The sequence below is a fragment of the Tessaracoccus sp. SD287 genome (assembly GCF_017355265.1).
Lineage (GTDB): Bacteria > Actinomycetota > Actinomycetes > Propionibacteriales > Propionibacteriaceae > Aestuariimicrobium.
The window spans coordinates 68,203-94,691 of sequence record NZ_JADIJQ010000005.1 but is presented as its reverse complement, the minus strand read 5'-3'; the positions used below and the strand labels follow the sequence as shown (position 1 = coordinate 94,691).

Here is a 26,489-nt window from a genome sequence, read left to right as displayed (position 1 = left end):
GCCGATAAGTGGCGGGGTTCTATCGGTGGTGTGTGGCGGCCAGTCAGCTGACGCCGATGACAAGGGTGCTGGCGGCGGCTTCGATGACGTCGTTGGTGATGGTGTCGAGTTCGTTGATCTTCAGGACGCGCTCGATCTGGGGGAAGAGTCGTTCCAGGAGTCGGAAGTTCCCTCGGGTGATCCGGGCGACGGCGGCGATGGCTTGGGCGTCGGTGAAGTCCTCTGGGTCGAGGGTCTTGGCGAGGGCGCGCCAATGCCGTTGCAGGACGAAGAGCAGTTCGTCCTTGCCCAGGGGCCGGTACTGGTGGGCGAAGCCGACGCGGCTGTAGAACTGGGGGTAGTGGCTGAACTGTTTCTCCAGACCGGGCATGCCGATCAGGATGAGCGCGATGTTGTCGCGGTCGTAGCGGTCGCGCAGCAGTTCCAGTGCGGTGGGGCGGAGGCGTTCGGACTCATCGACGATGATCAGTTCCACGTAGTTCCTGCTGTGGCGCCATCCGCGCGTCTCTGGCGTGACCTGTCCGGCCGGCGCGAGGTGCTGCTCGATGCAGATGTTGGTGCGGGTGATGACCTGGTCGAGTTCATCCTTCAAGGCTCGTGGGGTGGTCAGCACGCTGGGTGTGTAGAGCACGGTGCGGCTCTTGGCCAGCGTGGCGTAGACCTTCGCGTCACTGTCGGAGCGCGGTCCCCAATAGGTCAGCAGGTCTTGGGCCTTGTCCCAGCGGGCGTAGCGGCGCGCGGAGAGCGTCTTGCCCACGCCGGCGGGTCCAAAGCAAAGGCCGATGGTGTGCCCGCGTCGCACGGCGTCGGCGAACTCGGTGAAGCGGCGGTGTTCTTTGGTCACGATGAAGCGCTGACTCACCTCAGGTCCTCTCTGTAGACCTTCAAGTTCCGCCGTGTCGCCGGTGGCGGCGCCTGGGGCGCTGGTGGCGTTTCGGTGATGTGGGTGGCCACGACGGCGATCCGCTCGTTGATGCCCTGCCGCAGAGCCCGGCGCCGGGCGTTGCGGGCTGCCTGGACCTCCTTGAGGCTGACCTTCTGGTCGTGGTGGTCCTGGTTGATGGCCTTACAGATGAACGCCTCGTGGTCGAACACGCGGATCTCGGTGATGTCTCTGGGGTCGTAGCGGATCACGACCGACCGGCCGACACAGCCGGCCAGGGTCGGGGAGACGTAGCGCAGGCCCTGGAAGTGGATGCCATCGCGGCGCACGACCCTGGTCTGGGCGACGGTGAGCAGGAGCCCGTCGAGGTCCTCCAGGCTCTCGGGCATCCGCGGCAACCAGCCCTCAGCGATCCAGGCAGCGCGCGGGGAGGTGCCGAGTTCGCTGTGGGTTCGGTCGTTGTAGGTGATCACGAACTCCTCCATCGCAGCGTCGAGCTCAGCCAGGGACAGCTTCGGCGTTGGCCAGGGGTGACCCTCGGCGATGTACCCAGGTAAACCAGCCAGAAGCTCGGTGTTCACGGTCCCGAAGAACCTCTCCACCTTGCCCCGCCCCTGAGGACGAGCGACGGCAGAGTGGATGAGCCGGATATGCAGGTCAACGGCTGTGCCGGTGAGCTGGTTGCTGATGAAGTCGCTGCCGTGATCGACGTAGAGCACATCGGGCAGGCCACACATCGGCCAGGAGAGGACGGCCTTGTGCCAGATCGCCTGACGCAGCGCCAGCGCAGTGTTCATCGCCGAGGGCGCACCGAGGAACACGGTGTAGCCGCAGATAGCGCGCGAGCAGTCATCGATGATCGTCGTCAGCCACGGCCGGGCGGGCTTGCCGTCGGTGCCCACCACGAGGACATCGAGCAGGGTGTGATCGGCCTGCCACATCGCGTTCGGCCGCTCGGCCTGCCGGCGCAGCGCGATCTCGTACTTGTCCCGGTAGGACGTCGGCCCTTCCAGGGCCAGGGTGACCATGCCCGGATCGAGGTCGGCGATAATCGCGCGCACGACGCCATAAGAGGGCACGGGCCATCCCTGCTCATCGCAGATGGTGCTGACCTTGCGGTGGATGGTGACGATCGCCGGCCGAGGCTTCCTCAACGCCAGCCCTTCGACCAACGACACGAGCTCGGCGGGCAGGCGTGGCCAGGCGCACTCGACCATTCAGGCGACGTAAGCGCACCTCGTCGGTATCAAATCCCGAGAGGAACCGACGATGGCTGGGCTGAGTGACCTCGCAGACGACGAGCGAACCGCGCGGATGGTGCTGTCCATGCTCGTCGAGCCCAACGATCCGGTGACGGGCCGAGTCATGAATGGACTCGGGGCGATGGAGACGCTCCGACTTGCCGAGCGCGACGGCGCCGTGGTGGGTCTCAGCGCCGTCGGCGCGCAGGTCTGGCGCGACCACTTCGACGCACCTGCGGCGAAGGACATCGCTGCCCGTCTCGACCAGGCTCAGCAGTCAGGCATCCAGGTTCTTGTCCCCGGCGACGCCAACTGGCCGGTCGCCCTCAACGACCTTGGCGATCTCGCTCCCTACGTGTTGTGGACGCGCGGCGCCTCATCGTTCCTCGCTCGCCCGTTGCAGGACTTCGTCACGATCACCGGGTCGCGCGCATCCACTTCCTACGGCGACCATGTTGCCCGCGAACTCGCCGCTTCGACGGCCGCGGATGAACGAGTGGTCGTCGCTGGCGGCGCCTACGGGATCGAAGGTGCTGCGCACCAAGCCGCCCTCGCGGCAGGTGGCGACACCATCGCGATCCTCGCCAACGGCGTCGACCGTCCTTACCCTGCTGGCCACTGCGACCTACTCGAACGCGTGGCCGATGTCGGGCTTCTCGTCAGCGAGGTGCCGCCTGGCACAGTTCCGACACGGCATCGGTTCATCGCTCGCGGGCGACTAATGGCGGCGCTCGCGTCTACGACGGTGATCGTCGAGGCAGCAGGCCGGTCAGGCTCGTTGGAGGTGGCGCAGCACGCTTTCGAGCTGGGCCGGAAGGTGGGAGCAGTGCCTGGCCCGGTGACGAGTGCCGCGAGCAAAGGGCCGCATCGGCTCCTGCGGGAGGGCACCGCGTCACTGATCGCCGACAGCGTTGATCTTGCGCGTCTGGTGGAACGCGGCAACGCGCGCCAGGTCTCAGCGCCGCGTACGCAAGTTGATGCGGATCGAGTCCGTCCGGCTACGCCTGAACCAACAGGTCAAGCCCCAGGTAGTGGTGTAGCGCAGTGTCCTTCGATTGTGATGGTTAGGCGCTGAGTTGAAGGACGGTGTCGGCGATCACCTCAGTTCCGGTGTCGGAGACGAGGCAGAGCCGGGATCTAGCGAGGATGTCGAGTCCGAGGTAGCGGCGGCCCTCGGCCCATTCGTCGGTCTGCTCAGCAAGAACAGCCCCGACGAGTCGGATGATCGCGTCGCGGTTTGGGAAGATGCCGACGCTGTCGGTGCGGCGACGGATCTCCCGGTTCAGCCTCTCGTTCGGGTTGTTTGACCAGATCTGTTGCCAAAGCCCCTCGGGGAACTGGGTGAAGGCGAGGATGTCGGCTCTGGCGGCGTCGAGGTGCTCATACGCGTCGGGGAGCTTTCCGTTGACATAGTCCAGGAGACGGTCGCCTTCGCGTTCACGGCCGCGGCGTCGGGCTGGTCGTAGACCGAATGGAGCATCGCCTTCACTGCCGGCCACATGCTCTTCGGCGTCACCGACATGAGGTTCGCGGCGTAGTGCGTGCGGCAACGCTGCCAAGACGCGCCGGGCAGGTTCGCGGCGATCGCTTCCACGAGCCCTTGGTGCGCGTCACTGGTGACGAGGCGAACGCCAGTCAGCCCGCGGGCGACGAGATCAGCGAAGAAACTGTTCCAGGCCGCTCCGGTCTCACTGGTCGCGACCCGCAACCCGAGGACCTCCCGCCGCCCGTCAGCGTTGACGCCAGTGGCGACCAGGACGACGGCATTGATCACCCGGCCGCCCTCGCGGACCTTCATCGTCAGCGCGTCAGCGGCGACGAACGTGAACGGACCCGCGTCGCCAAGTGGCCGGTGACGGAACTGTTCGACGTGCTCGTCGAGCTCGGCGGCCATGCGAGAGACTTGCGACTTCGACAACGAGTGAATGCCGAGGGTCTTGACGAGTTTGTCCATCCGGCGGGTGCTCACTCCGGCGAGGTAGCAGTCGGCCACAACGGTGATCAGCGCGGACTCGGCGCGCTTGCGTCGTTCCATGAGCCACTCTGGGAAATAGGTGCCCTGGCGGAGCTTCGGGATCGCAACATCGATGGTGCCGACGCGGGTGTCGAGGTCGCGGTGCCGGTAGCCGTTGCGCTGCGTGACACGGTCGGGGCTGGGTTTGCCCCATTCGGCACCGACGACGGCGTCTGCGTCGGCGGACAGGAGCGCGTTGATCATGGTTTGCAAGAGATCTCGCATCAGATCTGGCGACGCGTCGCCGAGGGCTTCCGTAAGTACGGTCTGAGGGTCGACAATATGTGGAGCGGTCATCGTAGTGATGTCCTTTCGAGGATTCTGTGGAAGGTTGACTCGAAGGACCACACGGTGACCGCGTCCACGTCAATGACGGGTCGGCCACCAGCGCGGCTACACCACTATACGGGGCACTACTTGTAGATGGCTCGGTGCCGGCAGGCTCTGAACTCACCTTTGAGGTGTTCAAGTCGCCGGTGGCGGGAGACCTCAAACACGATCAAAATGGTGAGCTCACCGACACTGCCTGGACTCAGGCCGAGGTAGACGCGCTGAACGGTGAGGCGGTGTGCACGATGGAGAATCTTGCCGGCCGCACCGAACCAATTGCCGTAACTGCCGGACCTCACAGCGGCGAGCGCTACACCTCTCCCGGAGTCCAAGTAGACAGGGCCGGCACTTATTGGTGGATCGAATCACTGCTCCATCGCGACCCAGAGTCTGGCGCGGAGACGTTGATCATTTCCGGCACTTGCGGGTTGCTGCTTTTGGCGGCAGTTATGGTCGGGGTTGCAGGTGGGGAGTCGCGCGTCGGCCCGAACGCAGCGAGTCAAGAGAGATGCCCAGTGGGCGGGATTGCTTCTACCTGCTGCTTCGAGCAGTGCGGCCACGAAGCACCCCGACGAGGTGCTGCACGTCAGGTCCGTCCCGTTCAATGCGCCAGCTTGCCCAGATTTCAGTTCCAGGCAGAAGCGTTTCCCCATTGTGTGTGACCGGAATCCCTGAGTTCCGCAGCTGATCGCGTTTCTGGGACATGTCGGGGGACGAACGTGCAGGTCAGCGGTTCGCGGGGTGGTGACGCATCCCGAAACGCCTAGTGACACGACTGGGCGTGTTTGGCTGGCTTAGGCGCGTGTTGCCCGGGTAGCGTCTGGTGACATGTTCGTGAGGACGTCGTCGCGGCGGAACAAGGACGGCACCGTGGTGCGGTACCTGCAGCTGGCGCACAACGAGTGGGATCCGGCTGCGAAGAGCGCGCGGATGAAGGTGCTGTACAACTTCGGCCGGGCCGAGGAGCTGGACCGGGCCGCGGTGCAGCGGTTGATCGGGTCGCTGTCCCGGCTGCTCGGCGAGACCTCGAGAGGCAGCCAGGTCGAGGATCAGGCCGGTGGGCTGCCCGGGTTGGGCTTCATCGAGTCCCGGCCGCTGGGCGGGGCCTGGGTGCTGGACGCGTTGTGGACCCGGCTCGGGATCGCCAAGACGATGCGCACCCTGCTGAGCGGGACCCGCCGCGACGCCACCGTTGAGCGGGTGCTGTTCGCGTTGGTCGCCAACCGTGCACTGGCACCGTCCTCGAAGCTGGCCGCCGCGGGCTGGGTCAACCGTGACGTGCACGTTCCTGGCCTGTCCGAGGTCAGCGACGACGCCTGCTACCGGGCGATGGACTGGCTCCTGGCCGTCGAACCAGCCCTGGCCAAGGACGTGTACGCCTCGACCGCGGACCTGCTCAACCTGCAGGTCGACCTGCTGTTCTTCGAGACCACCTCCACCTACTTCGAAACCGAGACCGGCGACGAACCCCTCTGGCGCGACGTCAAGGGCAACCCCGTGGCCACCACCATCGACACCACCGCTGACGGCGACGGCGACGACGACGGCGGCGAGCTGCCGAGCGGTGCGGTCAAGCAGGCCGGGTTCCGCACCTACGGCAAGTCCAAGGACCACCGCGAGGACCTGCCGCAGGTCGTCGTCGGGATGGCCGTGACCCGCGAGGGGATCCCGGTACGGGTGTGGTGCTGGCCGGGCAACACCTCCGACTCGGCGCTGATCCGCCAGGTCAAGGACGACATGCGCGACTGGAACCTGGCCCGGGTGGTGTGGGTCGCCGACCGCGGGTTCACCTCAGCGGAGAACCGCCGCTACCTCCAACGCGCCGGCGGCGGTTACATCCTGGGCGAGAAGCTCCGTTCCGGCTCGGCCGAAGCCACTGCCGCGTTGGGGCGGGCCGGCCGCTACCAAGACGTCGCCGACAACCTGCGCGTCAAGGAAGTACGGATCAGCGAGAGCGAACGGTTCGTCATCTGTCACAACCCCGAGGCCGCCGACCGCGACGCCCTGGTGCGGACGGCACTGCTCGCACGGCTCACCGAGATGATCAAGAACTCCGACAAGCTCACCAAGACCAAGCGGGCCGAGCTGCGTGGGGTGATCTCCACCAAGCCCGGGCTGAACCGCTACCTGCGCGTCACCCCCAGCGGGCTACTCCGCATCGACGCGGACGCGATCGCCGAGGAGGCCAAGCTGGACGGCAAGTACCTGCTGCGCTCCAGCGACCCCCACCTCTCCGCGCAAGACATCGCGCTGGGCTACAAGCAGCTGCTGGAGGTCGAACGCGGCTGGCGCGACATGAAACAGATCCTGGACCTACGCCCGGTCCACCACCGACTCGAGGACCGCATCCGCGCCCACGTCGTCTTGTGCTGGCTCGCGCTGCTGCTGATCCGGATCATCGAGACCACCACCGGCGACACCTGGAACAACCTGCGCGCCGAACTCCAGCGGCTGTACGTGGGCACCTTCACCGGCCCGGCCGGCACCTACCAGCAGAGCACCGACCTCACCAGCGAGCAGGCCAAGATCCTCGCCCAGCTCGACATCACCGCCCCGCCCCGGATCCTGGACCTCGCCACCGCGGGCTGATCCTCCCGCCGGGACAGGGCTAGTGACACGCCGTGTCACCGGCCAAACACGCGTTTCCGCAGGTCAACCCCCACAACCGCGCCCCCAAGCAGTCACTCAGCTGCGGAACTCAGGGAATCACGGCGTGCACACGCTTGTTAGAGAGGTGCCTGGCCAGGGGCTGCGCCATGAGCGCGCCGCCGAGCCCAGTCGCTACGAGCTCGAGTGTTGCCTTGGCGTTTCGTGGCGTCCAAGAAGGGTCTTTCCACTCCTGGGGTTCGGGCCACTCGGCGAAGTGATCCGGGTGTGCGAGGAGCGTCAATAAGGAGAGATCCTCGAGATCAATCTCTCCCAGCTTCGCGAGCTCGTGATCTGCCGGAACCACAAGAGCGATGGTCTCGTTGTAGAGGTGCATCGCGTGCCGGGTGCGCGCTGCCGCCTCGCTTCCCGCGGTAATAGCTCCGGGTGCAACTCGTTCTAGCAATACATCGAACTCTGTGCGGGCGTTCTCAACCTCGTGCAGGTCCACAGGCACGAGTTCCAACGGTTGTTCTCGCACTGCTCGCGCCCAACGCTCGGCCCACTTGCTTGGGGCCACGCCGCGCACGAAGCCGAGCTGCAGCGTCGGCAGCTCCACCCGTTCCGGTTTGGGCGTTGCCTTGGCAGCGGCCTGCTTTTTCGAGGCGGCCCCGGCCTTCTTGCCAGCTGACTGCGGTCGCTTGATCGACCTCAGAGGGCTGCCTTTTGATGCGCCTCGTCGTGGGGCATTACGGTTCAAGGGGCAACCTCCGAGTAAATTTCATGATCGTAGCTGAGTCGGGCCGATGACAGAGCGATGCGGTAGTCGTCCTCCGATACCTGGCACCTGAGCGGTGTGCCCTCTTCAAGGTAGTGGGGAAGGGCGAGACGACTGTGTCCCTGCGGTGGCAGTCCACTCGCCGGCACGACTCGCCACCAGGTGACGGCGTGGCCGTAGTAGGCGAGCACTCGACCGACTGCCCGCGGAGCGTTGGACCCAAGTGCGTGCGCAATGTCACCGTATGTCATGACGCGCCCTGGCGGGATGCGCCTGATGACGTCGAGCACTGCGTCGACGAACTCCGGGCTTGGCATGCGTTAAGCCTACGGCCACAGCAGAGATTCGAATTGCGAGGATCGCGTGATTTTGAGGATCACCAAGCCAATTGGGCGCTGCTGAAGAGTGTGGGCTCGATCTTCGCCGATTAACCGAGTTGTGAGACCCCGAGGAGCGTACCAATGCCATAGGTGGCCGCGACGGCGATGCCGCCGAAGAGCAGCTGGCGGCCCGCGCTCGCGAAGGGGTTGCGGTCAGTGAACTTTGCGGCAGCGAAGCCCGCAGCGAGAAGACCCACTCCGCCGAAGAGGAGCCCCCACCCGAGGGTTCCGAAGCCGATCAGGAACGGAAGGACCGGGATAATCGCACCCACGCTAAAGGAGACAAGAGATGCGATTGCCGCCACCCTCGGCGATTGCTTTTCGTCGGGGCTCAAGCCAAGTTCGTGCGCGAGGTGCACTCTGAGCGCCTGTTCGGTGTTCGCGTGCACCTGTGAAGCGGCATCGCGAGCTGTACTAGGGTGCATGCCGAGCGACTCGAACATGATCGAGAGTTCGGCCTCCTCGCCTTCTGGATTGCGAGTGAGGGCGTCGCGCTCGGTGTCGATCTCAACTTGAAGCTGCTCGTTCTGCGTCCGCACGGAGGTGTATTCGCCAAGCGCCATTGAGATCGCGCCAGAGATGAGGCCCGAGATACCGGTGATCGCGATAATGCCAGGGGAAGCGCCTGCTGCGGCAATACCTGAAATGAGGCCGGTGTTTGAGACGAGGCCGTCCATCGCACCGAACACCGAAGCGCGAAGCCACCCAGACCCGGCGGAGGACGAGTGAGTGTGGTCGTACTCGTGTGGGTTTGCGATGTTGATTTCCTTCACGTGAGGCAACGTTAGCAATCATTCTCGATGCGTGAGAACCCGTTTTTGAAGGTGGTCGGGCCGCGCAAATCGACTGCGTCACGACGAAGATTTCCTCCGTGAATGGCCCAGTTTGTTACTCCGGGCGGGGGCTGCTGAGCTGAACGAGCACGTTGAGGTGCTGTTGGGCGATGACACGAACTCCCACAAGCAGAAGCGCAGAGAACAGGCACAATAGGCCGATCAAGATCAAAAACGTTCCGAGCATGGCTTGAAAGGGGGCTCCGGAGAAGAAATCACGGCTTGAGGTGCCCATGAAGATCATCCAGCCGAGAATCAAGAGGATCGGCGTGAGCGTAAAGAAGATTGCGGCGATACCGGGCAGGCCGATCCTCGGAGAAACTGAGCCGGATGCGTTCTGTGGTTGTGAATCGGTCATGGTTGAAGCTTATTCGGGAGGCCTGATGAGTGCCATGCCGTCTGGCTACGACTCCTTAGCTACAGTGCTGTCAGACGAGACGCTGAAATTGCTCCCCGCGAGCAAGGCTTCTAGTGCGGCCCGATGTTTTTCGTACGCGGTGCGACCTTGCTTGGTGATTCGAAATGTGGTCGTGCCGCCTCGCCCGCGGCCCGCCTTGGCGACCGTGATGTAGCTGGCCTCAGTCAGAGCAGTGGCCTGCTTGGAGAGGTCGGAATCGCTGACCCCCAATGCATCGCGCACAAACCCGAAATCTGCGTCTTGAGCGTGGGCAAGCAGTGCCATAAGCGCGAGCCGTTTGGGCGCGTGAATGACCGGGTCGAGGTCGGAAATCATGCCAGTCGAACCCGTACACGATCGGCAGCCCGCTCGTAGGCGATGCCGAACCAGGTCAGCCCACCCAGGCATGCCACGAAACTTACCGGAATGCTTACCCAGAGTGAACTCGTGACGGCCAGCGCGAAGACGCCTGCTATGAGTATGATCGTGCCGAGTAAGTACCAGTTGAAAACTCGGCGGATTTCTTGGGGAGCCTTGCCCTTTGGGGTGACGCCGCGGCGTTTTCTTTGGTCGAGGATCACGACAAGTGCAATGAGCACGATCGTAAGGGTCGGGATAGACCCCAAAGGGGTGCGCTCGGAAAACAATCCCTGCGTTTGCGTCACGAGCAGCACGAGGGCTGGACCCGTGAGGCTGATCAGGAGAGTGTGCCACCAGGGGGACCTGGGGAGAGCGATATGGGGCGCGGCGGCTGCCCGCTCGGCCTCGCGGAGCTGTTGTTGAATCTCATTACTTTCCATGTTGGAAAGATTAAGCTATCACTTTCCAGTCTGTCAAGTGATCGATTCTGTGGATCACTTCCTGCCTGCGCGCGAGTCTGCGGCGGATTTCAAGATCTACGGGTGAGGCGTCTCTCGGAGTACCCGGTATCGAATGCAAATGAAATCGCGATTGCGAGCGTGGTCAATGATTTCGAGTTGCAGATTTCGCGGAAGGAGAGGCTGGCCGGAACCAAGTGTTACCGGCGCGAACTGTACCCAGACTTCGTCGAGTAGCTCAGCATCTGCGAACTGGCCAGCAAGGTCGCCACCGCCCACCACCCAAATATCTTTTCCCTGCGCAGCTAGGACGGCCTCTGCGTGAGCCTGCGTCACTGAACCCTGAACAAAGCGGATATCTGCGCCTTCTGGAACGGGCAGGTCGCGATGAGTGAATACCCAGACCGGCTGCTCGTAGCCCCACTCATCTTGGTTGCTCAGTAGCCACTCATACTAGGAAGCACCCATGAAGAGAGCGCCAATTCCTTTCACGAACTCTGGGTATGCCATGGGGCCTTCGAAATCGAAGTCCTGCTTGAACAGCCACTCAAGGGAATGCTCGGGGGTGGCGATGAACCCGTCGAGGCTTGAAGCAGTATAGAAGTGGGTGGTCATGGGAGCGCACCTTTCTTGCGATGTTCTGGAAATCAGGGTCAGAGTTCTGCATCATTGAGCGCAAGCCGCAAGTTATATGGATTCCTCGTCCCTTCGATGCCAGGCAAACCAGGCGACCACACAGAAGGCTGCGAGCATGACGAGGTCAGCGATGAACGCAACTGGGACAGATCGAGATATCCGCGCAACCGGGAACGCAGCCGCCGCAAATACCAACAACACAGCGCTCCAGCGGGGCGTGAGCCCGGTCCACCAATGCATTGCGCCCAAGGACAAAAGCGCGACCGGAAAGAGCGGTCCGGCCAGAATCAGCACAATAGCCACCGGGAGTGGGTAGATGTCGAAAGTAGCTAGCGAGCGAAACTCGGTGATACCGAACACACTCTCAAACACGCCTTGCAGCCCGAACGCGACGGTGCCGAACATGCCGATCAGCACCAGAAGCATCCATAGCCCCGACAGAAGGGGAAACCGGGGGCGGAGGGCGTTGTATTCCCCAATGAGTCCGTACACCCAGGGCACGGCGGCTATGGCAATGAGAAGCCCGCCGGTCACTCCATAGTGTCCGTCGATCCAGAAGAGCGGTGACAGGGCGAACAGCAAGGGTCCGATAATCAGACCAAGGCTTTCCAAACGGCGTACCACCATGCCCAAAGAGTAACACGGCTCTTCCCAATCGAGGGTGGGTGGGCGACGGCGCGGGCTGAGCGTTGAGGAGCCTTGTCGCCGCGAGGATGTGGGTGTCGAATCCCATCCAGCAACAACAAGGCCCATGTCTGACGCTACCTCAACGACGCCCGCCTGCCCGCCGGTCACCAGCCCGGATCTGACCACCTTCGCTCGGGTTGACGCCCTCGGGCTGCGGGTCGACGCCCAGCAGATCTGGCCGGACAAGGCGATCCTGTTCTGCTCGCTCGTCACCGTCGATGACCGATGTCCCCGCTGCGGCGCTGGGGGCCGGGTGCACGACCAGGTGCTACGCCGGTTCACCCACCTGCCCGTGGGCCGACGGCCGACGTGGCTGTCGGTCCGGGTGCCCCGGTTCCGCTGCGATGGGTGTGGGCGGGTGTGGCGGCATTCGCTGAAGACGGTGGCCCGACCGCGGTCGAAGCTGACCAGGGCCGCGGACTGGTGGGCCCTGTGCCAAGTCGTGCTCGATCACACCCCGATCAGCGGTGTCGCCGCCGTGCTGGGCATCAGCTGGGACACCGCCCACATGGCCGTGACCGACGTCGGGACCCAGCTCCTCATCGACCACCCGGGACGGCTCGACGGCGTCGAGGTCGTCGGCGTCGACGAGCACGCTTGGCGACACACCCGCAAGGGCGACAAGTACGTGACCGTGATCATCGACCTCACCCCGATCCGGGACGACACCGGCCCCGCCCGGCTGCTGGACCTGGTCGAGGGTCGCTCGAAGAAGGCGTTCAAGACCTGGCTCGACGCTCAGACCGACCAGTTCCGGGCCCGGGTCGCCATCGTGGCGATGGACGGCTTCACCGGCTTCAAGACCGCCGCCGCCGAAGCCGTCCCCGACGCCACCGCCGTGATGGACCCCTTCCACGTGGTCGCGTTGGCGGGCGACAAGCTGAACGCCACCCGACAACGCGTCCAACGTGAACTCACCGGCGGCCGCGGCCGAGCCGATGATCCGCTCTACAAGGCCCGACGTACCCTGCGCACCGGCCGGGCTCTACTCACCGACAAGCAGAAGGCCCGCCTGTCAGCACTGTGGGCCATCGATGAAGCAGTCCCCCTCGAGGTCACCTGGCTGACCTACCAAGACATCATCGACGCCTACCGACACCCCGACGCCGACGTCGGGAAGAAGCTGCTCACCTCGGTGATCGACCGGATCAAGACCGCTGTCCCGGCCGGGCTGGAAGAGCTCGCCCAACTCGGCAGGACACTCGAAAAGCGACGCGACGACATCCTGGCGTGGTTCGACCACCCCGGCTCCAGCAACGGACCCACCGAAGCCATCAACGGCCGGCTCGAACACCTCCGCGGCATCGCGCTCGGCTTCCGCAACCTCGTCAACTACCGGCTCAGATCACTCCTCGAAGCAGGCGGATTCCGACCCCTCATCCACTCTCTTTCGTGAAGAGCCAGTAACACTGCCAAAGCTCTGGCGCTTAGCCGTTATTGAGTGCCGCAGAAGCCGGCCCCTGCAGCGGAACTGCTGGTGCGACGGCTTTTCCTTGCTGGAGCCAAGGATGCTCGTTGGTACGATTGCACGATGAGAATCCAGCCGATTGATCTCGTGGATGTCCTCGTCTACCTCGTGGTTCTGGGCGCGTTCACCCAGCTGTTCCCAGAGGTGATTTCCGAATCTTTTCTCCTCGCCCTTTTGACCGCGATCCTCCTCAAAGCCGTTCTTGAAATCGTGCTGGGGGTGAAGAGCAAAGTCATCGAAAGAATTCGCAGCGCGAAGAATATTGCGGCACGTGTCGTCAGCGTATGCACGCTTTTGCTCGTGCTTCCAGGTAGCAAATTCTTGGTGCTTGAACTCGTTGCGCTGCTCTTCGGCGATTCGGTGAGCCTCGGCGGGTTCTTCCAGGTGACGGCGTTGATTATCGTCCTCATGCTCGCCCGAGGTGGCGTGCGGCGAGTTTTCAAGCAGACTGACACCGTGCCAGATCAATCCTGAACAGAGCGATCTGGCACGGTGTCAGAATCGTGGTGGGGGTTTCGGCGAGGTATCCCTTGCAGTTGGAGCAGGGATCGTCGCAAGAGCCTAGTGCTCTAAAAAAGAGGGCCAGAGAGAATCAAACTAGTGCCGCGCTGAATGATCGTTAGCCGCATGTCGCGTTCGAAGTTATAGTGAGCGGCATGCACAGGTTCATTGCGCGAGTGATCTCACTTTTTGCCCTCGTAATTGCGTCGATGCTTCTTGTGGCCGGCTGCTCACCTGTGGAGACCGCCTGCCCAGCGATTGGATATTCCAGTACGTTGAGTATTCAACTCATTGGCGACTCAAGTCAGGTATCCGAACACGGTCGTTGTAGCAACGCTGCGACGGCGGAATGGGCGGAAGTGTGCTCAGCGGCTGCTGCTCGTGAGTTCACGCGTAGACACTTCAGCGTCTACCTCGCGCTCGGCACGCTTCCGGGCCTGGCGTTCCCTGGCGCGTGCCCTCACGAGCAGCGCCACGCTCACCGGGCCGATGATGACCATCTTGAGAGCGTTCCAGATACAGACCAGGACCACGAGGTGGAGCCATCCGGGGCCGCCGGACTCGATGAGAGTAGTGCACCAGGCAGCGACGCCCAGGTACGGAGCGGCCAGCAGCATCGCTGGCACGCCCCACTTCAGCCCGTTCCTCGTTCGGATCAGGTCGAGAAGGACGTTGCTCGGCATGTAACGACGTAGGAAGTAGCGGACCTCCGTGCTGACTGTCCACAGTAGGCGGATCATGATGGGCTCCTCTCAACACGCACGTATGTTGTCGAGACGGTGCGTGGAGAGTGACCCGAAGGTCTGCCGCGAGCGGCCCAAAGGTAAGGAGAAATCCGCCTCGCTTCAAGGCTACGTCGAGGCGGGGACATTTGGAAGGGTCAGATGCTGCGTCCTGTCTGAGGTTGCTCCCGCCTGGCGGTGTTGAGCCCAGCCTCCGGCGAAGCGCTCTGGGCAGTGAGAAGGAGCATCCTGTCGAGTGCTGCTCGCGCCCTCGCGGCGTCGATCTTCTGCGCGGCCGACTCGGCCGGGGCACCAAGGGGTGCATCGTCGGTGATGCGGTACCGGTTCCGGTAAGCGGCAACGACTCGTGCAGCCCTGCGCCAGGTCGCAGCTCGGCGTCGCTCATTTGGTGGCGTTCCGAGTGCCCTTGTCCACGAGACGCCTTCGGCAAGCGCGGTGTCGAGCATGGCGTCGGCGCGGGCTTCGATCAGCGTCTCCCGCTCGTCGAGAGCGGCTCGCATTTCGGCGTCCACCACCCCGGCAGCGTGCGGGATGAGCCCCACGATGAGGCGCGGCGACTTCCGGGTTCGTCCTGATCCTGCGGGCCGAGCGGTCGCTCGCTCGACCCGGTAGTGGAGGACGGCGGCGATGTCATCGGCGTCGCCGAATCCGCGCGCTGCGACGAGGCGCGGCAAGAGCGCATCAATGTTGTGGTGGTTGGCCTCGGCGTGGCGAAGTTCAGCCGCGAGCGGGCCGAACGCGTCGGACTCGATGGCGCTCTCGGCCTGTTCGTCGGTGAGTCCGGAGCCGCGGATGAGGGTGGCCCAGCGGTCGCGCTGGGCCGCGGCGGCGATGGTCTCGTACTCGGCGGCAAGCTGGGCGATCGAACCCCACTGCTCCTGCTCGGCAACGATGGTCTCGTGCGCCGACAGTTCGGCCCCGGAGTGCTGCAGGACGCCGTAGAGCACGCTGCGCGCGGTCGCGTTGGGGTCATCGCCGGGGTGCGGCTCTGCATGGTCGTCGGCGCGTTCAAGGGTGACGTAGGCGCGGTTGGAATGCCGGCCTCGGGTCATCGCGACGTAGAAGGTCTCTCTGGTCGAGGTCGGTTCGACCAGCACATGCGCGGTGTCGGTCGTGACGCCTTGCGCGCGGAATGCGGTCACTGCGTAGCCGAGATCGACGCTCTCCGAGACATACGAAGCTGGCAGGACGATACTGCCGCCGAACCTTCGCCCACGCCTCCGCACCGCGATAGTCCCGTCCCGACGGACAGCGGTGCCGACCCCGTGGTCGCGCGCAATGGTGAGAGTCCCGTCGTCACCGACGGCAGTGATGGTCCAGACATCGCCGTTGCGCACCCAGTCCCGTCCGGTCACGGTGCGGAGGTTCCGGCTGTTGAGCCGAGTGATGATCGTGTCGCCGACCCCGGCGGCGGTGCCGTCGCGCAGTTCGACTTCGCGGTCGGGGTTCAGCGTCTTGTTGTGGATCAGGTCGGCGCGGGCGCGTCGGTTGAGCTCGGTCACGTCTTCGTGGGTCTCGGCGATCAGCACCGAGACGAGCCCTTTGTCGCGGTCGTCGCGCCAGGCGTTGTAGGCGGCATCGGTCATAGCCTCGGCGTCGCCGCCGGTGATGCGCTGATGGGCGAGGTAGGTGTCGATGGCCTGGGCGCGTCCGTGGCGCAGCTCGAGTGAGGCGGTCTTCTCCCAAGCATGAGTGAAGCGGTGAACGTCGACCAGCTCGGGAGTGTCGTCGCGGTCGTTCGCGATCATCGCGAACGCGCCGCCGGCGTCCACGGATTGCAGCTGGGCATAGTCACCGACCAGCAGCACCTTCGCGCCAGTGTTCTGGGCGAGGTGGGTGATGCGGTCCAGCGACAGGGTGCCCGCAAGCGAGGCCTCGTCGATGATGACGAGCTGACCCTCCTCGAAGGTGGTGCCGTGCAGGAGATGGTTCTGCCACCACTTCGCGGTGTTCTCGGTCGCTATCCCCAGATCGTCGGCGAGCACCTGTGCGGCGACCGCTGATGGTGCGAGGCCGACGACGGAACCGAGACCGTGCTCGGCCTCCCACGCACGGCGGAGTGCGTTCATGGCGGTGGTCTTGCCCGCTCCCGCTGGGCCGACGAGCACGTCGAGCATCCGTCCCGACACTGCGATGCGTATCAGAGCGTCGGCTTGGTCGTCGCCGAGCATCCGCCCTTCAGGGTCGGCGCGACGCGTGATCTTCTCGACCGTCGCGAGCGCAACTGTCGGCCCGGCCAGGTTGCTGGCGCGTTCGAGCAGCCTGTCTTCGGCCGCGAGCTGCGTCTCTGAGGTGAACACGGTCGAACTCTTCGGGCGGAACACCGAGGTGCCGTCAGGTCGGCGGAACACAACCGGTGACGTGGCGAGTTCAGGAGGCGTCAGCCGGAGGGAGACCCGTTCGGCGGCGTCGGCGACCATTGCGACGATGGCTTCTCGGTCTTGCATGGTCGCGAACCGCCAGCCCATCGTCTGCCTGGATGCCTCGGCCATGAGGTTCCATCGTCGCCAGGTCGAGCGCTTCTCACCGACAACCTCCACGACCGAGCGCCCGATCTCGCCGATCACGTCGAGCGGCACGTCGTCGGCGCGAAGCAGCAACGGCCTGTCGTTGTCGGTCACCTCGCGCGCCCACATCGTCGCGTCCCGGCCCAGCGTCTTCGTAGCGCGGTCGCGCCACTCGGCGGTCAGGTCGGCCAGGGACCGGACCTGCTTCTCCGGCCGAGTCGTCAGGGTCGCTTGGGCGCGGAGTTTGAGGATCGTCGCGTTCGAGGGTTGGCGGCCGTGCTGGGCGACGTACTCGGCGATGAGGCGATCCTTCTCGATGTCGATGTGACGGGCGCGGGTGGAGAACTCCGCGACCAGTTCCTCGGGAATCTCGGTGATCGCCCACGCCGGGTTCCTGTCGCGGCCCATCTCGCGTGCCTCCCATCTCACGCTGAACGTGCGCGTCATGTGATCCGCGAACACGGCTTCGTGCAGCTCAGAGAGCGCGACGACGGCGGCGTGCATCGGCCTGCCGTCGAGTGAGCGCCACTTGCCGTCGAAGGCGGTCTTGGCCTTGTTGCTGATGACCACGTGCGTATGTAGGTGGGGGTCGCCGGCACGGGAGTCGAAGTGATCGAAAGCGGTCGCGATCAGCCCGGTGACATCGACCTGCGCAACCGCACCGTCCCCGGCGGTTGCGCCGGTGCGGGTGGCTGCAACCTCGCGTTCCATGAACGCAACCACCTCCGCAATCGCTCGATGATGCGCCTCACCGATCAGCGCCTGCACCCCTGCGTCAGCGACCGCCCACAACACACTCGCGGACTTCGGGATCGAGAAGGTGAAGTCGAACCCAGCCACCGCACGCCGTGCGCTCCGGGCAGTCTCCTCGGCCACGATCTGCGCGACAGCCTCACCTTTGGCACCAGGTGTCATGGTCGGTTCGAGGCCGGCGATCCGCGCCTCGATCCGCTTCGCCTCGCTCTTGTAGATCGGGAAGGCCCGACCGAGAGGTTGGTCGGTGATCGGATCATGGCCAGCACCCATCAAGAGTTGGAGTTGGTGCTCTGAGACTCGGTCGCCCACCTGAATCTCGCCCTTGCCGAGGGCCGCCACGCCCGTGCCGAGCCAGCGGCCAAGAGGAGTGCCTTCCTCCATGTAGTAGCGAGTGAGCGGCGTCGAGAGGGACCTGTTGCCGTCGGCTGCCGCGACGGTCCTGAGCAGGTACTTGTAGCCGTCGCCCGCCGACATCACACGCATCGAAACAGTCATGCTCACCTCCGCTCCTGCCGGGCAGGTGAGCACCCGCACCCGGCGTGCTCTGCCTCCGTAATGCCTGGCTCAACCTCGATCTGCAAGACGCGTGTGGCCTCAGGAAGAGGTCGGAGCAAACGCCTGAGGACGAGGCGTCGGTGACGGTGCCAGCGGGTTCTGGGCGGGGTGGCTCCGGTCGGCGTGGACGGTCATCGGATGCGTGTCGGAGTCGTGCACCTGACAGGTGACCAGCTCGGCATCGGTTCACGACGAGGCACCGGATGTCGGGGACGACTGTCAGCCGGAGCGCTCTTCATGCACGAACTCAACGCAAACAGCGATCTCAACTCAGGATCGGGTCGCTGTTCAGCGGCTACGGCGGCCTCGACCTCGCCGTCGAGCACGTCTTCAACGCCAGAACGGTGTGGTTCTCTGAACTCAACGAGCCCGTCGCCCGCGTCTTCGCCAGGCACTGGCCCGACGCCCCGAACCTGGGCGACATCACGACCATCGACTGGAGCCTGGTCGAGCCCGTGGACATTCTCATCGGTGGGTTTCCATGCCAGGACGTGTCCACGGTCGGCAAGCGCGCCGGCCTCGCGCCAGGGACGCGCTCGGGACTGTGGGCACACATGGCCGAAGCGATCGACGCGCTTCAACCTGAATGGGTCGTCATCGAGAACGTCCGCGGGCTGCTGTCCTCACCCGCCACGCGGCACGCCACAAAAGGAGACGACCATGAACAACGCAACCCCGGCGATGCAACCCCAGACGACGCAACCCTTCGCGGCCTGGAACCGACCCGTGGCATCTGGGAGACAACGCAGCTCGACCTCTACGGGCTATGGGCGCCGTTCTCGGGGATATGGCCGACCTGCGGCTGGATGCGAGATGGATCGGCCTACCGGCTTCCCTTGTCGGCGCTCCTCACCAACGCTTCCGCATCTTCGCCCTCGCCCGGCGCACTGTTCCGCACCCCGCTCGCGAGCGACTCATCACGCGGCGGGGAAACCCTCGACCAGGTTCGAGCCCGGCGAGGGACGATCGCACTGTCCCACCACCAGATCATCGACTTCGCACTTCACGGACCGGCTGGCTCGCCGAGCAGGCGAGCCGAATCGGAGACGCTGTGGTCGCTGATCGACGGACTGTTCGACGCTGGGGACGCTACGCTGACGCCATCGCCCGTTGGGAACACATCACCGGACGACCCGCGCCAGCACCAACCCTCCTGAACGATGCCAACGGCCCACGTCCAGCACCCGCATTCGTGGAGTGGCTGATGGGCTTACCGGCGGGCTGGGCCACTGGCACCGACGACCTCACCCCGAACCAGCAGATCACCGCGCTTGGGAACGGAGTCCTGCCACTACAGGCTGCGCAGGCACTCGATCTTCTGGGCGCCCGCTCAGGTTCCGTCCGAAGCCTTCATGGTCGGTGAGCGGCCAAGTAGCGCTTGGTACTTCTCGGCAGTATCGACCGCTCCGACTATCCGGTCGACGAGTTTCGGCCGGTATACGAACTGCTTGAACGCGGGTGAGTAGACGCAGTAGCCGTCTGACTTCGGCAACTGTTCCTTGTCACCGCTCTTGGCCGGGCCGATCTGCCATGCCTTCCGGATGGCGGTGAAGTCGTTGACCCCGAACTTGAACGGAATGCGCTTCTCCACCGCAGCCGCAGCCGCCTTGGGCAGCATCTCATCGCCGTGCACTGCTTCGCGGTACTTCTCGGCAACGATCACACTGCCTTCTTGTCCGAGGAGCGCCTGAAGTTCCTCCTCGCTGAGGTCTTCTTGTCGCACGAAGTTGAGCGCGAGGTCCGCCTCCGTCTTCGGTCCCTTCATCGGAAGCAGCAGGAGGCGGTAGGCGAATCGCTCGTCACTGCGCACCTCGTCAGGTAGGCCGACTTGGAACTCAGTGATGAAGCTTGAGACGGCCGCCGGCAGTCCGCGCCGGAGATTGCGTTGCTCCTCGTACCTCGAAGGGCTGAGCGACTGCACGAAGACTGGGAACTTCAGCTCTGAACCCAGCGTCTCGCGGGAGCCGAACCGGCGCACAAGTTCTGCCTCGAAGTTGATGATGCAAGCGTGCGCTTCGGCTGCGGTCGCCACCAGTACAGAATCCTGGAAGCGGTGTTCGACGTGGTTTCGCAGTCCGACAAAGAACTCGACGTTTGCTCTGATCGGGTCGTTGTCCTTGAACTCGTGCTTCAGGCACTGGCTCAGGTCCCAGGTCTTCTTGGAGCCATCCGGGTTTCGCTTGAAGATGCGTCGACCGCCCGATTCGCGGTAGAAAATCTCGGCCTTGCGGCGCATGCGGTCAGCGTGAAGTAGGTTCTGCCACGCGAGGTGGATGTGGACGATGAAGTCACTGAAGCTGCGTCGATCACCGGGACGGTTGTAGAAGTCGATCGCGACAAGCGCCTGTCGCCGGGCCTCGTCAAGCGTGTGCCTCCATGCAGGTGGGCGTGCCATCTCGATCAGACCTCCTCGGCTGTGGGCGAGGCCGGCGTAAGGAAGTCGCGAAGCAGTCTCAGTCGCTCAAGAATCTCGTCGTAGGTCACGATCGTCACGCTGCGGGAGTTCGCGCGATACAACTCGAACGACTTCTGTCTTGCAGGATCGCTGGCCGATGGTGTCCGTCCGGCAACCACGAAGCAGGAGACCGCGTAGGACTCCAAGTCCCATTGACGCGAGCTTTCCTTCAGGCCGGTGAGGTTCTTCGTCAGGTTGTACGCCTGATCGAGTACCTGGGAGACTGCGCCGTTGAGCTCCTTCGATGGACCGAATACACCCTGCCGGTACTCACGCGCTTCCAGCAGCTGCGTGGCCGGCTTCTTGATCTCCACCAGAGCAACGTTGTTCGTGAGCGAGTTCTTGAACAGGTAGTCAGCGATCTTGTCGCCGCTTCCAGAGAGTCCCCGACCGCCTACGTTCGCTCCAGAACGCACACTTACCATTGGGGCCCCGAAGACCTGTTGCAGCGCAAAGGCGTTGTCATCGAAGAAGGCTTGCCAGTACGGTTCGGCCTTGCCCTGTTCCAAGGCCTCTGCGTACGCCTCGATGAGGCGGTCAAGGCTGACGAGCTCGATGTCTCGCTTGAGCTGCTGAAACTTCTGGGGTGATCCAGCTGCTATCGCTGCCGACTCGGACGCAACCGCTTCGACCAAAGCATCACGTTCAACGCTACTGAGTTCTTCGATCCCGTCGGCGGCCTTCGCGATCACGCGCGAGTCCGGGTGTCGCCCAAGCGAGAAGTCCGCGCTGGCGAGACCAAGCGTCGCGGCGAGGTTGTTGTGTACGAATACGTCCTTCACTCGACCCGCCGCACGATTTCCCCGGTCATTGATCCGACCGATCTCGGCCCAGATCGCAGCGAACCGCGATAGGCCGAGGTGGAACCCTGTCCCGTTGATTGCGGCGCTGTTGCCGTCAGTGAAGATGATCTCTGTGCAGGGAGTGTTGGTCTCGATCAACCGAATCAGCCGGTTGCAGTCCTTGAGCAGCCCGAGGCCGTAGGCGAAGTCCTTGACGAATCCGGGCGGTAGCGTCTCAAAGATTGACTCCAAGTCGGAGCCCTCGAAATACTCATCCAGCAACGACGTTTCCAGGGAAAGCGTCTGCACCTGCTCGTACTTCGGGCCAAGGTACTCGCTGTGGTTTGAGAGTGTGTTGATGGGGTGAATCTTCAGGATGCCCGTTGCAGCGTCGAGCTCCACGAGCTTCACACCTTCAGCCAAGCGCCGGTGTGCCGACGACTCTTCATGTGGTAGCTCGGTCGGAACGAAGAAGGCCTCAACTCGACCACCTTCGTCCACCGTGCGGACATCGAGGCGACCGATGTTCGTCTGATCGTTTCCGAATCGAGCCACCGCTACCCTCAGCTCTTCTCGAAGCCGGAGCTGGGGTCGAACTTGAGGACGCGGGCGTTCTCGCCGATCGTGCGGACCTCGGACTCATCGAAGCCCCCGGGCTTGGTTGCCTGAATGTCGATGGTGATGTCGAGTCGCGCGCCTGCACCGGCGAGTCGGTCGATCACCTCGCGGGTCACGTTGCCGATGTCGCGGGCGTAACGGTCGGAGTCGATCTTCACCGATCCGAAGAACCGGGCAAGGACTGCCTCCAGTGCAGACTCGGCCTCGGACGGCTCATCGCCCTCGGCAGACGAACTACCCGTCCACACGAAGTCAACCGGCCCGACGGGAGCGGAGTCGCCGTCGGTTGTGGAGGCGTTCATCGCAGCCTCACGTATAGCTGCGATCCGGTCGGCATCGGCCTGCTTCTGGGCGCGCTCGGTCTCGATGAGCAGTGTGCTGTCGGTGACCTGAATCCTGGTGTTGGGGTTCGGCGCCACGAGCAGGCTACGGTAGCGGCCAGCATCTTTCCCCGAAGCGATGGCAAAGCGCTCGTTGTCGACGAGCACTGCCGAGAGCGACTGTTCGATGGCACTGTCGAGCACCTCGCGTCGGACGAGACGGGGCAGATACGTGTAGCGGGTGAAGTAACCCCACAACTCACCGACGGTGATCTCACCGGAGTCGCGCCACAGAGCACCGAGCTCGTTGTGCAGCGTTGAGCCGAGAATCGGCGCACCGAAGTCGGTGACGAGCTGATCCTCCCGACCAAGCTTGGCGCTGACACGCTCAGCCAGCGAGCGCCCGCCGGAGTCGGGCACTCTGTCGGCGACGAGCTCGAACGGCTTGGTCGGGTCGAACTGCTCAGGGTAGACCGCCCACACGAAAGTGTCGCGGATGCGGTCGGAGACGGTCTGATCGAGCCGAGAGACCCAGTCGTCAGTCTGCTTGCGCTGCTGTGCCGACAGGTTGAGGCTGTCGCTGGTGGCCTGAACGCGCTTCCAGCCGAGGTAGCTGCGGGTCGCGGCTTCGAGGCTCTCCAGCTCGCTCTTGTCGGCCATCAGGAAGATCAGCGTGTTGCGGTGGATGCGCTGGCTCGCGCCCTTGCTCTCGATAGCGTCACGGACCCAGGCGTGCGCAGCCGAGTCGGCTCCGTCCTGCTTGCGTCGGGCGTGACGCGGGTGTCCGATGACCAGGCGCGTGTTTTCAAGGTCCGGGATGTCGGCCGAGGACGACGGCGCGATGTGCACCCGATCGAATACGCCGCGGACCCGTTCTTCTCCTTGAAGGCGGCGGGTGATCTCGTTCCACACCGTCTCGACATCCTCGCGGAGACGTTCGGCGTAGTCGTTCGCGGTCTTGGTGACCGAGGGTTGGGTGTCGAACCAGTAGTGGCCCTGCTCCTCGTAGAAGTAGGTCGAGCGCTGCGCGAGAAGCTCGACGGAGCTGCCGAAGTTCCCGAGCGTGTCACCAGGGACTGCAGTGCCGAGCCAGAGGTACTGCTTGTCGAGTCCCTTCCGGCTGCTCTTGATCCTGGGGGCCGCGCCCATGAAGATCGTGCGTGCGATGCGCTGGGTGACGAACCGCTGGCCGAGGTTCGGTCGGTCGAGGTCGATCTGCTGCGCGGTCGATCCGGGGCCGTCGATGTCAGAGTCGATGATCGGCTTCCACTGGTCTTCGAGGTACTGCGTCAGGTCCGTGTTCACCGTCGTCGCATCCAGCGGCACATTGCCGGGCAGGATCAATGGCGACGTGTCGTTGGATGCCCACAGCTCGTGCACGATCGACGAGACGAGCTTCAGCACGCCGCGGGTGCGCTGGAACCGCTCCAGCGTCGACCAGTCCTCATACAGGCGATCGAGCAACTCGGGGTGCAGCGGGTAGGAGGCGCGGATGCGCTTCTCGTACTCGTCGTTCGGCGACGCTGCATCGCGAGGGAACAGCGCGGTGTTGTTCCGGTAGAGATTCGTGAAGCTGCGCGCCACTGCCGAGATGGTCGTGAGTCCTTCGGCGTTCGGCGCCTGGAACAGCCGGCGGCGCACGATCTCGAACGACTCGTCCTTGCTGGATGGCCGCCACTGGTCCGCGACGCGGCGGATCACGTTCTGGAGGCGTTCGAGCGCGAGCTGGCCGTTCGCGCCACCGATCTCGATGTCGCTGCCACGTCCTTCGGTGCCCGTGTCGGATGCCGGGATCGACACGACGAGCATCACGCCCGGAACGGAACGCACGATCTCTGTCAGGGACTGGGCGAAGGTGAACTGCGTCTCGAACGAACCGGACGGGAGTTCCTTGTCCGTGACGAGCTGGCGCGCGTAGGCGACCCATTCGTCGATCAGGATCAGCGAGGGCGAGTAGCGCACGATCAGGGTGCGCAGTGCCTCACCGGGGTTGGTGCCGGCACGGTCGTCCTCGGCGATCAGGTCGTAGGCTTCACGCCCGCCGAGCTGCCAGGCCAGTTCACCCCAAAGCGTGCGAACCTCGGTGCCGTCATCCTTGATGATCGGCGAGCCGGCCTTCAGGTAGGTGCCGACGAGGGCGACCCGTCGGACATCGAGCGCGCCGAGGTCGGGGTTGCCGTTCGCGGCGATGAGTTCCTGGAGTTCCTGAGGGAAGTCCTTGACCGGAGTGCCGCTGAACAGGTGGTACAGCGCCAGCATCGAGTGGGTCTTGCCGCCGCCGAAGTTGGTCTGAAGGTTCACCACTGGGCTGGCGCCTGCCTCGCCGTTCAGGCGGCGAAGTGCGCGCGACAGCAGGTCACGCAAGCCCTCGGTGAGATAGGTGCGAGTGAAGAACTCGACCGGATCCCCGTACTCGGGGCTCGTCGCCTGCCCGGTGTGCACCAGGTGCAGGTCGGCCGCGAACTCCGACGCGGTGAACGCACCGCGCGCCACGTCATCGTGCGGCCGGATCACCTCGCGCCACGGACGCAGCCCGGAGCCAGGTTCGAGCGACACCTTCGTGCGCTTGACCTGCTTCCGGGTCTGGTCTTCAAACACTGTGCGCTGCAGATCGACGCGCAGTTTCCGCACGTCCTCGGCGGAATCGACCGCGCCGACCGCGTGCAGCAGACGCTCAATCGTGTCCAGCGCCCGCGACGCATCGTCAGAGCTGAAGGGCTCGTTGTGTGCCCAGAGGTTCCGGGTCTCTCGAAGCTCGGACGCGAAGCCCTGCTGCGCACGGGAGAGCACGTCCTTGAAGTGATAGCCCTGCTCGGTGATGGCGCGAAGCTGTACCTGCACGTCATGCTTCGTATATGTGCGCGGAGGACCGCCCCGACGCTGGGCGTCGTCCTTCGCCCACGCGGCCGGCCAGTCCGGAGTCTTATAGGCCCGCGTCATCACCTCATCGACCTCATCCAGGAGCCCCTCGGAGAGCAGGTCGAACGCCTTGCCCACTCGATCTCGGTTGTTCATCGCCATCGTTGTCTCCTAGAACCCACTACTTGCTGCCGACGAGGCCCTGTTCAGAGCCTGCCAATCCCTACTCATCAATGTCTTCTTCCGCCGCTGCGGTCAGCTGCCTGCGGGCGATCCGCTCCTGCGCCTCCCGGTAGACCGCTTGGATACGGGCCTGGAGCTCCGCCTTCGGAGGCAGGGTCGTCCAGTATTCGGCGACCACGATCCCGTCCTTGTGCAGTTCGAGCAGCTCGATCTGGTCGCGGCTCGCCTCGGTACACAGGATGAGGCCGATGGGCGGATTCTCGTCTGCCTGGCGTTCGTGCCGATCCAGCCACTTCAGGTAGAAATTCATCTGCCCCTGGTAGCTCGGCTTGAACTTGCCGACCTTCAACTCCACCGCGATCAGCCGACGCAGTGGACGGGAGTAGAACAGCAAGTCGAGGTAGTAGTCGTCTCCATCGAAGGTCATGCGCTTCTGGCGTTCGACGAACGCCCACCCGCGACCGACCTCCAACAGGAACGACTCCATGTCGTGGCGCAGAGCCGCTTCGAGGTCGCGCTCCAAGAAGGTGTCGGCCAGCCCGAGCATGTCCAGCAGCATCGGGTCGCGGAAGGCATCCAACGGGACTGCCGAGCCCTCGGGAATCTGCGAGTCCGCGATCTCACGGCGCTCGAACGCCTTGCGGGAGATGGCGTGGCGCAGGTCACGGACGCTGAGGTGGCGGTCGATGATCTCCTTCACGTAGAAGGCTCGTGCGTCGTCGGTTGCGAGCGGAAGCAGCTCGCGGAAGTGGGTCCAACTGACTTGTTGCGCCAGTGACGCAACAAGTTCGGGCTCGGTGAACTGCTGGGAGAATCGCACCATCCGATACAGGTTCGTTCGGTCGTAGCCTCGCCCGTACCGTGAGGTCAGTTGTTGCGCCAGCGACGCAACAAGTTCCTGGTCGTGCCCGGCGCGTCCTTCGCGCAGCACGGCCACATCGATCAAGCGACCGATGTACCAGTTCCGCAGCGTCAAGGTCGCGTTCACCTGCGCGGCCGCGAACGCCTGCGCCTGGTCGATCAGAGCCGACACCTGCTCTACGAGTTCGCCGCCCTCGGCGCTGACCGACTCCGCGATGGCCCGGAACGGAGTCAGGTCCGCGCCAGAGCGACGCGCCGCTGCGCCACCGCTCCGGGCTTGATCTCGACTGCCAGGCAC

The 26,489-nt window shown here is 64.3% G+C and carries 22 protein-coding genes and 1 pseudogene; 5 read left to right on the top strand and 18 right to left on the bottom strand.

The features are described from left to right. Positions 1-43: 43 nt before the first annotated feature. Both IPV09_RS03490 and IPV09_RS03485 read right to left on the bottom strand, forming a co-directional pair. A complete protein-coding gene (locus tag IPV09_RS03490; RefSeq protein ID WP_207473702.1) occupies positions 44-862 on the bottom strand; it encodes an AAA family ATPase in 819 nt (272 codons plus the stop codon). Then, the gene (locus IPV09_RS03485) at positions 859-2,037 is read right to left on the bottom strand and encodes a Mu transposase C-terminal domain-containing protein (protein ID WP_242681180.1); all 1,179 of its coding nucleotides are present in this window, start codon (positions 2,035-2,037) and stop codon (positions 859-861) included. Before IPV09_RS03485 ends, IPV09_RS03490 begins: the two co-directional genes overlap by 4 nt. A gap of 115 nt (positions 2,038-2,152) precedes the next feature. Here IPV09_RS03485 and IPV09_RS03480 point away from each other — a divergent pair, with 115 nt between their 5' ends. Continuing rightward, positions 2,153-3,199, top strand: coding sequence for a DNA-processing protein DprA (locus IPV09_RS03480; RefSeq protein WP_207473701.1), 1,047 nt, complete (start codon positions 2,153-2,155; stop codon positions 3,197-3,199). Here IPV09_RS03480 and IPV09_RS03475 read toward each other — a convergent pair. Beyond that, positions 3,189-4,435: pseudogene (locus IPV09_RS03475) on the bottom strand (IS256 family transposase). The gene IPV09_RS03480 and the pseudogene IPV09_RS03475 overlap by 11 nt on opposite strands. Before the next feature lie 861 nt (positions 4,436-5,296). Between IPV09_RS03475 and IPV09_RS03470 the strand changes: the two are divergent. Next, on the top strand, positions 5,297-7,057 hold the full coding sequence (locus IPV09_RS03470; protein WP_207473700.1) for an IS1634 family transposase: 1,761 nt from the start codon (positions 5,297-5,299) through the stop codon (positions 7,055-7,057). A gap of 109 nt (positions 7,058-7,166) precedes the next feature. Here IPV09_RS03470 and IPV09_RS03465 read toward each other — a convergent pair whose 3' ends face one another. The 9 genes from IPV09_RS03465 to IPV09_RS03430 form a co-directional block, all read right to left on the bottom strand. Next, positions 7,167-7,814 carry a LysR substrate-binding domain-containing protein gene (locus IPV09_RS03465; protein ID WP_207473699.1) on the bottom strand — a complete coding sequence of 216 codons (648 nt, stop codon included), beginning with the start codon at positions 7,812-7,814 and terminating at the stop codon, positions 7,167-7,169. Continuing rightward, positions 7,811-8,149 carry an MGMT family protein gene (locus IPV09_RS03460; RefSeq protein WP_207473698.1) on the bottom strand — a complete coding sequence of 113 codons (339 nt, stop codon included), beginning with the start codon at positions 8,147-8,149 and terminating at the stop codon, positions 7,811-7,813. The genes IPV09_RS03465 and IPV09_RS03460 overlap by 4 nt, the downstream gene beginning before the upstream one ends. Before the next feature lie 110 nt (positions 8,150-8,259). Further along, positions 8,260-8,985, bottom strand: a complete 726-nt coding sequence (locus tag IPV09_RS03455) for a VIT1/CCC1 transporter family protein (RefSeq protein WP_007273067.1) — start codon at positions 8,983-8,985, stop codon at positions 8,260-8,262. 115 nt (positions 8,986-9,100) lie between these two features. Further along, entirely contained in the window at positions 9,101-9,403 is a 303-nt protein-coding gene (locus tag IPV09_RS03450; protein WP_007273068.1) for a hypothetical protein, read from the bottom strand. A gap of 45 nt (positions 9,404-9,448) precedes the next feature. Further along, complete coding sequence (locus IPV09_RS03445) at positions 9,449-9,778, bottom strand: transcriptional regulator (RefSeq protein WP_007273069.1); 330 nt, start codon at positions 9,776-9,778, stop codon at positions 9,449-9,451. Further along, positions 9,775-10,242 carry a hypothetical protein gene (locus IPV09_RS03440; protein WP_007273070.1) on the bottom strand — a complete coding sequence of 156 codons (468 nt, stop codon included), beginning with the start codon at positions 10,240-10,242 and terminating at the stop codon, positions 9,775-9,777. The genes IPV09_RS03445 and IPV09_RS03440 overlap by 4 nt, the downstream gene beginning before the upstream one ends. Before the next feature lie 96 nt (positions 10,243-10,338). Next, complete coding sequence (locus tag IPV09_RS14115) at positions 10,339-10,701, bottom strand: dihydrofolate reductase family protein (RefSeq protein WP_255521190.1); 363 nt, start codon at positions 10,699-10,701, stop codon at positions 10,339-10,341. Positions 10,702-10,713: 12 nt separating this feature from the next. Then, complete coding sequence (locus tag IPV09_RS14110; RefSeq protein WP_242681178.1) at positions 10,714-10,875, bottom strand: hypothetical protein; 162 nt, start codon at positions 10,873-10,875, stop codon at positions 10,714-10,716. 72 nt (positions 10,876-10,947) lie between these two features. Then, on the bottom strand, positions 10,948-11,523 hold the full coding sequence (locus IPV09_RS03430; protein WP_007273072.1) for a hypothetical protein: 576 nt from the start codon (positions 11,521-11,523) through the stop codon (positions 10,948-10,950). Between the two features lie 124 nt (positions 11,524-11,647). Between IPV09_RS03430 and IPV09_RS03425 the strand changes: the two genes are divergently transcribed. Together IPV09_RS03425 and IPV09_RS03420 are read left to right on the top strand one after the other, a co-directional pair. Continuing rightward, the gene (locus IPV09_RS03425; RefSeq protein ID WP_207473697.1) at positions 11,648-12,979 is read left to right on the top strand and encodes an ISL3 family transposase; all 1,332 of its coding nucleotides are present in this window, start codon (positions 11,648-11,650) and stop codon (positions 12,977-12,979) included. Positions 12,980-13,024: 45 nt separating this feature from the next. Next, positions 13,025-13,525, top strand: coding sequence for a hypothetical protein (locus IPV09_RS03420; RefSeq protein ID WP_207473695.1), 501 nt, complete (start codon positions 13,025-13,027; stop codon positions 13,523-13,525). Between the two features lie 392 nt (positions 13,526-13,917). On the opposite strand, the gene IPV09_RS03415 is transcribed toward IPV09_RS03420, so the two are convergent. Together IPV09_RS03415 and mobF are read right to left on the bottom strand one after the other, a co-directional pair. Then, on the bottom strand, positions 13,918-14,292 hold the full coding sequence (locus IPV09_RS03415) for a sulfate permease (RefSeq protein ID WP_207473693.1): 375 nt from the start codon (positions 14,290-14,292) through the stop codon (positions 13,918-13,920). A 140-nt stretch (positions 14,293-14,432) separates the two neighbouring features. Continuing rightward, the gene (gene mobF / locus IPV09_RS14105; protein WP_242681194.1) at positions 14,433-18,053 is read right to left on the bottom strand and encodes a MobF family relaxase; all 3,621 of its coding nucleotides are present in this window, start codon (positions 18,051-18,053) and stop codon (positions 14,433-14,435) included. Positions 18,054-18,316: 263 nt separating this feature from the next. Between mobF and IPV09_RS03395 the strand changes: the two genes are divergently transcribed. Continuing rightward, positions 18,317-19,270, top strand: coding sequence for a DNA cytosine methyltransferase (locus IPV09_RS03395; protein WP_207473691.1), 954 nt, complete (start codon positions 18,317-18,319; stop codon positions 19,268-19,270). Between the two features lie 173 nt (positions 19,271-19,443). Here the strand turns inward: IPV09_RS03395 and IPV09_RS03390 are convergent, their stop codons facing one another. The 4 genes from IPV09_RS03390 to IPV09_RS03375 form a co-directional block, all read right to left on the bottom strand. Further along, positions 19,444-20,508 carry a DUF3644 domain-containing protein gene (locus IPV09_RS03390; RefSeq protein WP_207473690.1) on the bottom strand — a complete coding sequence of 355 codons (1,065 nt, stop codon included), beginning with the start codon at positions 20,506-20,508 and terminating at the stop codon, positions 19,444-19,446. Positions 20,509-20,513: 5 nt separating this feature from the next. Further along, complete coding sequence (locus IPV09_RS03385; protein WP_207473689.1) at positions 20,514-21,905, bottom strand: Shedu immune nuclease family protein; 1,392 nt, start codon at positions 21,903-21,905, stop codon at positions 20,514-20,516. Between the two features lie 8 nt (positions 21,906-21,913). Then, the gene (locus IPV09_RS03380) at positions 21,914-25,309 is read right to left on the bottom strand and encodes a DUF499 domain-containing protein (protein WP_207473688.1); all 3,396 of its coding nucleotides are present in this window, start codon (positions 25,307-25,309) and stop codon (positions 21,914-21,916) included. 61 nt (positions 25,310-25,370) lie between these two features. Continuing rightward, positions 25,371-26,489: a YhcG family protein gene (locus tag IPV09_RS03375; RefSeq protein ID WP_286264122.1), complete on the bottom strand. Its 1,119-nt coding sequence runs from the start codon at positions 26,487-26,489 to the stop codon at positions 25,371-25,373.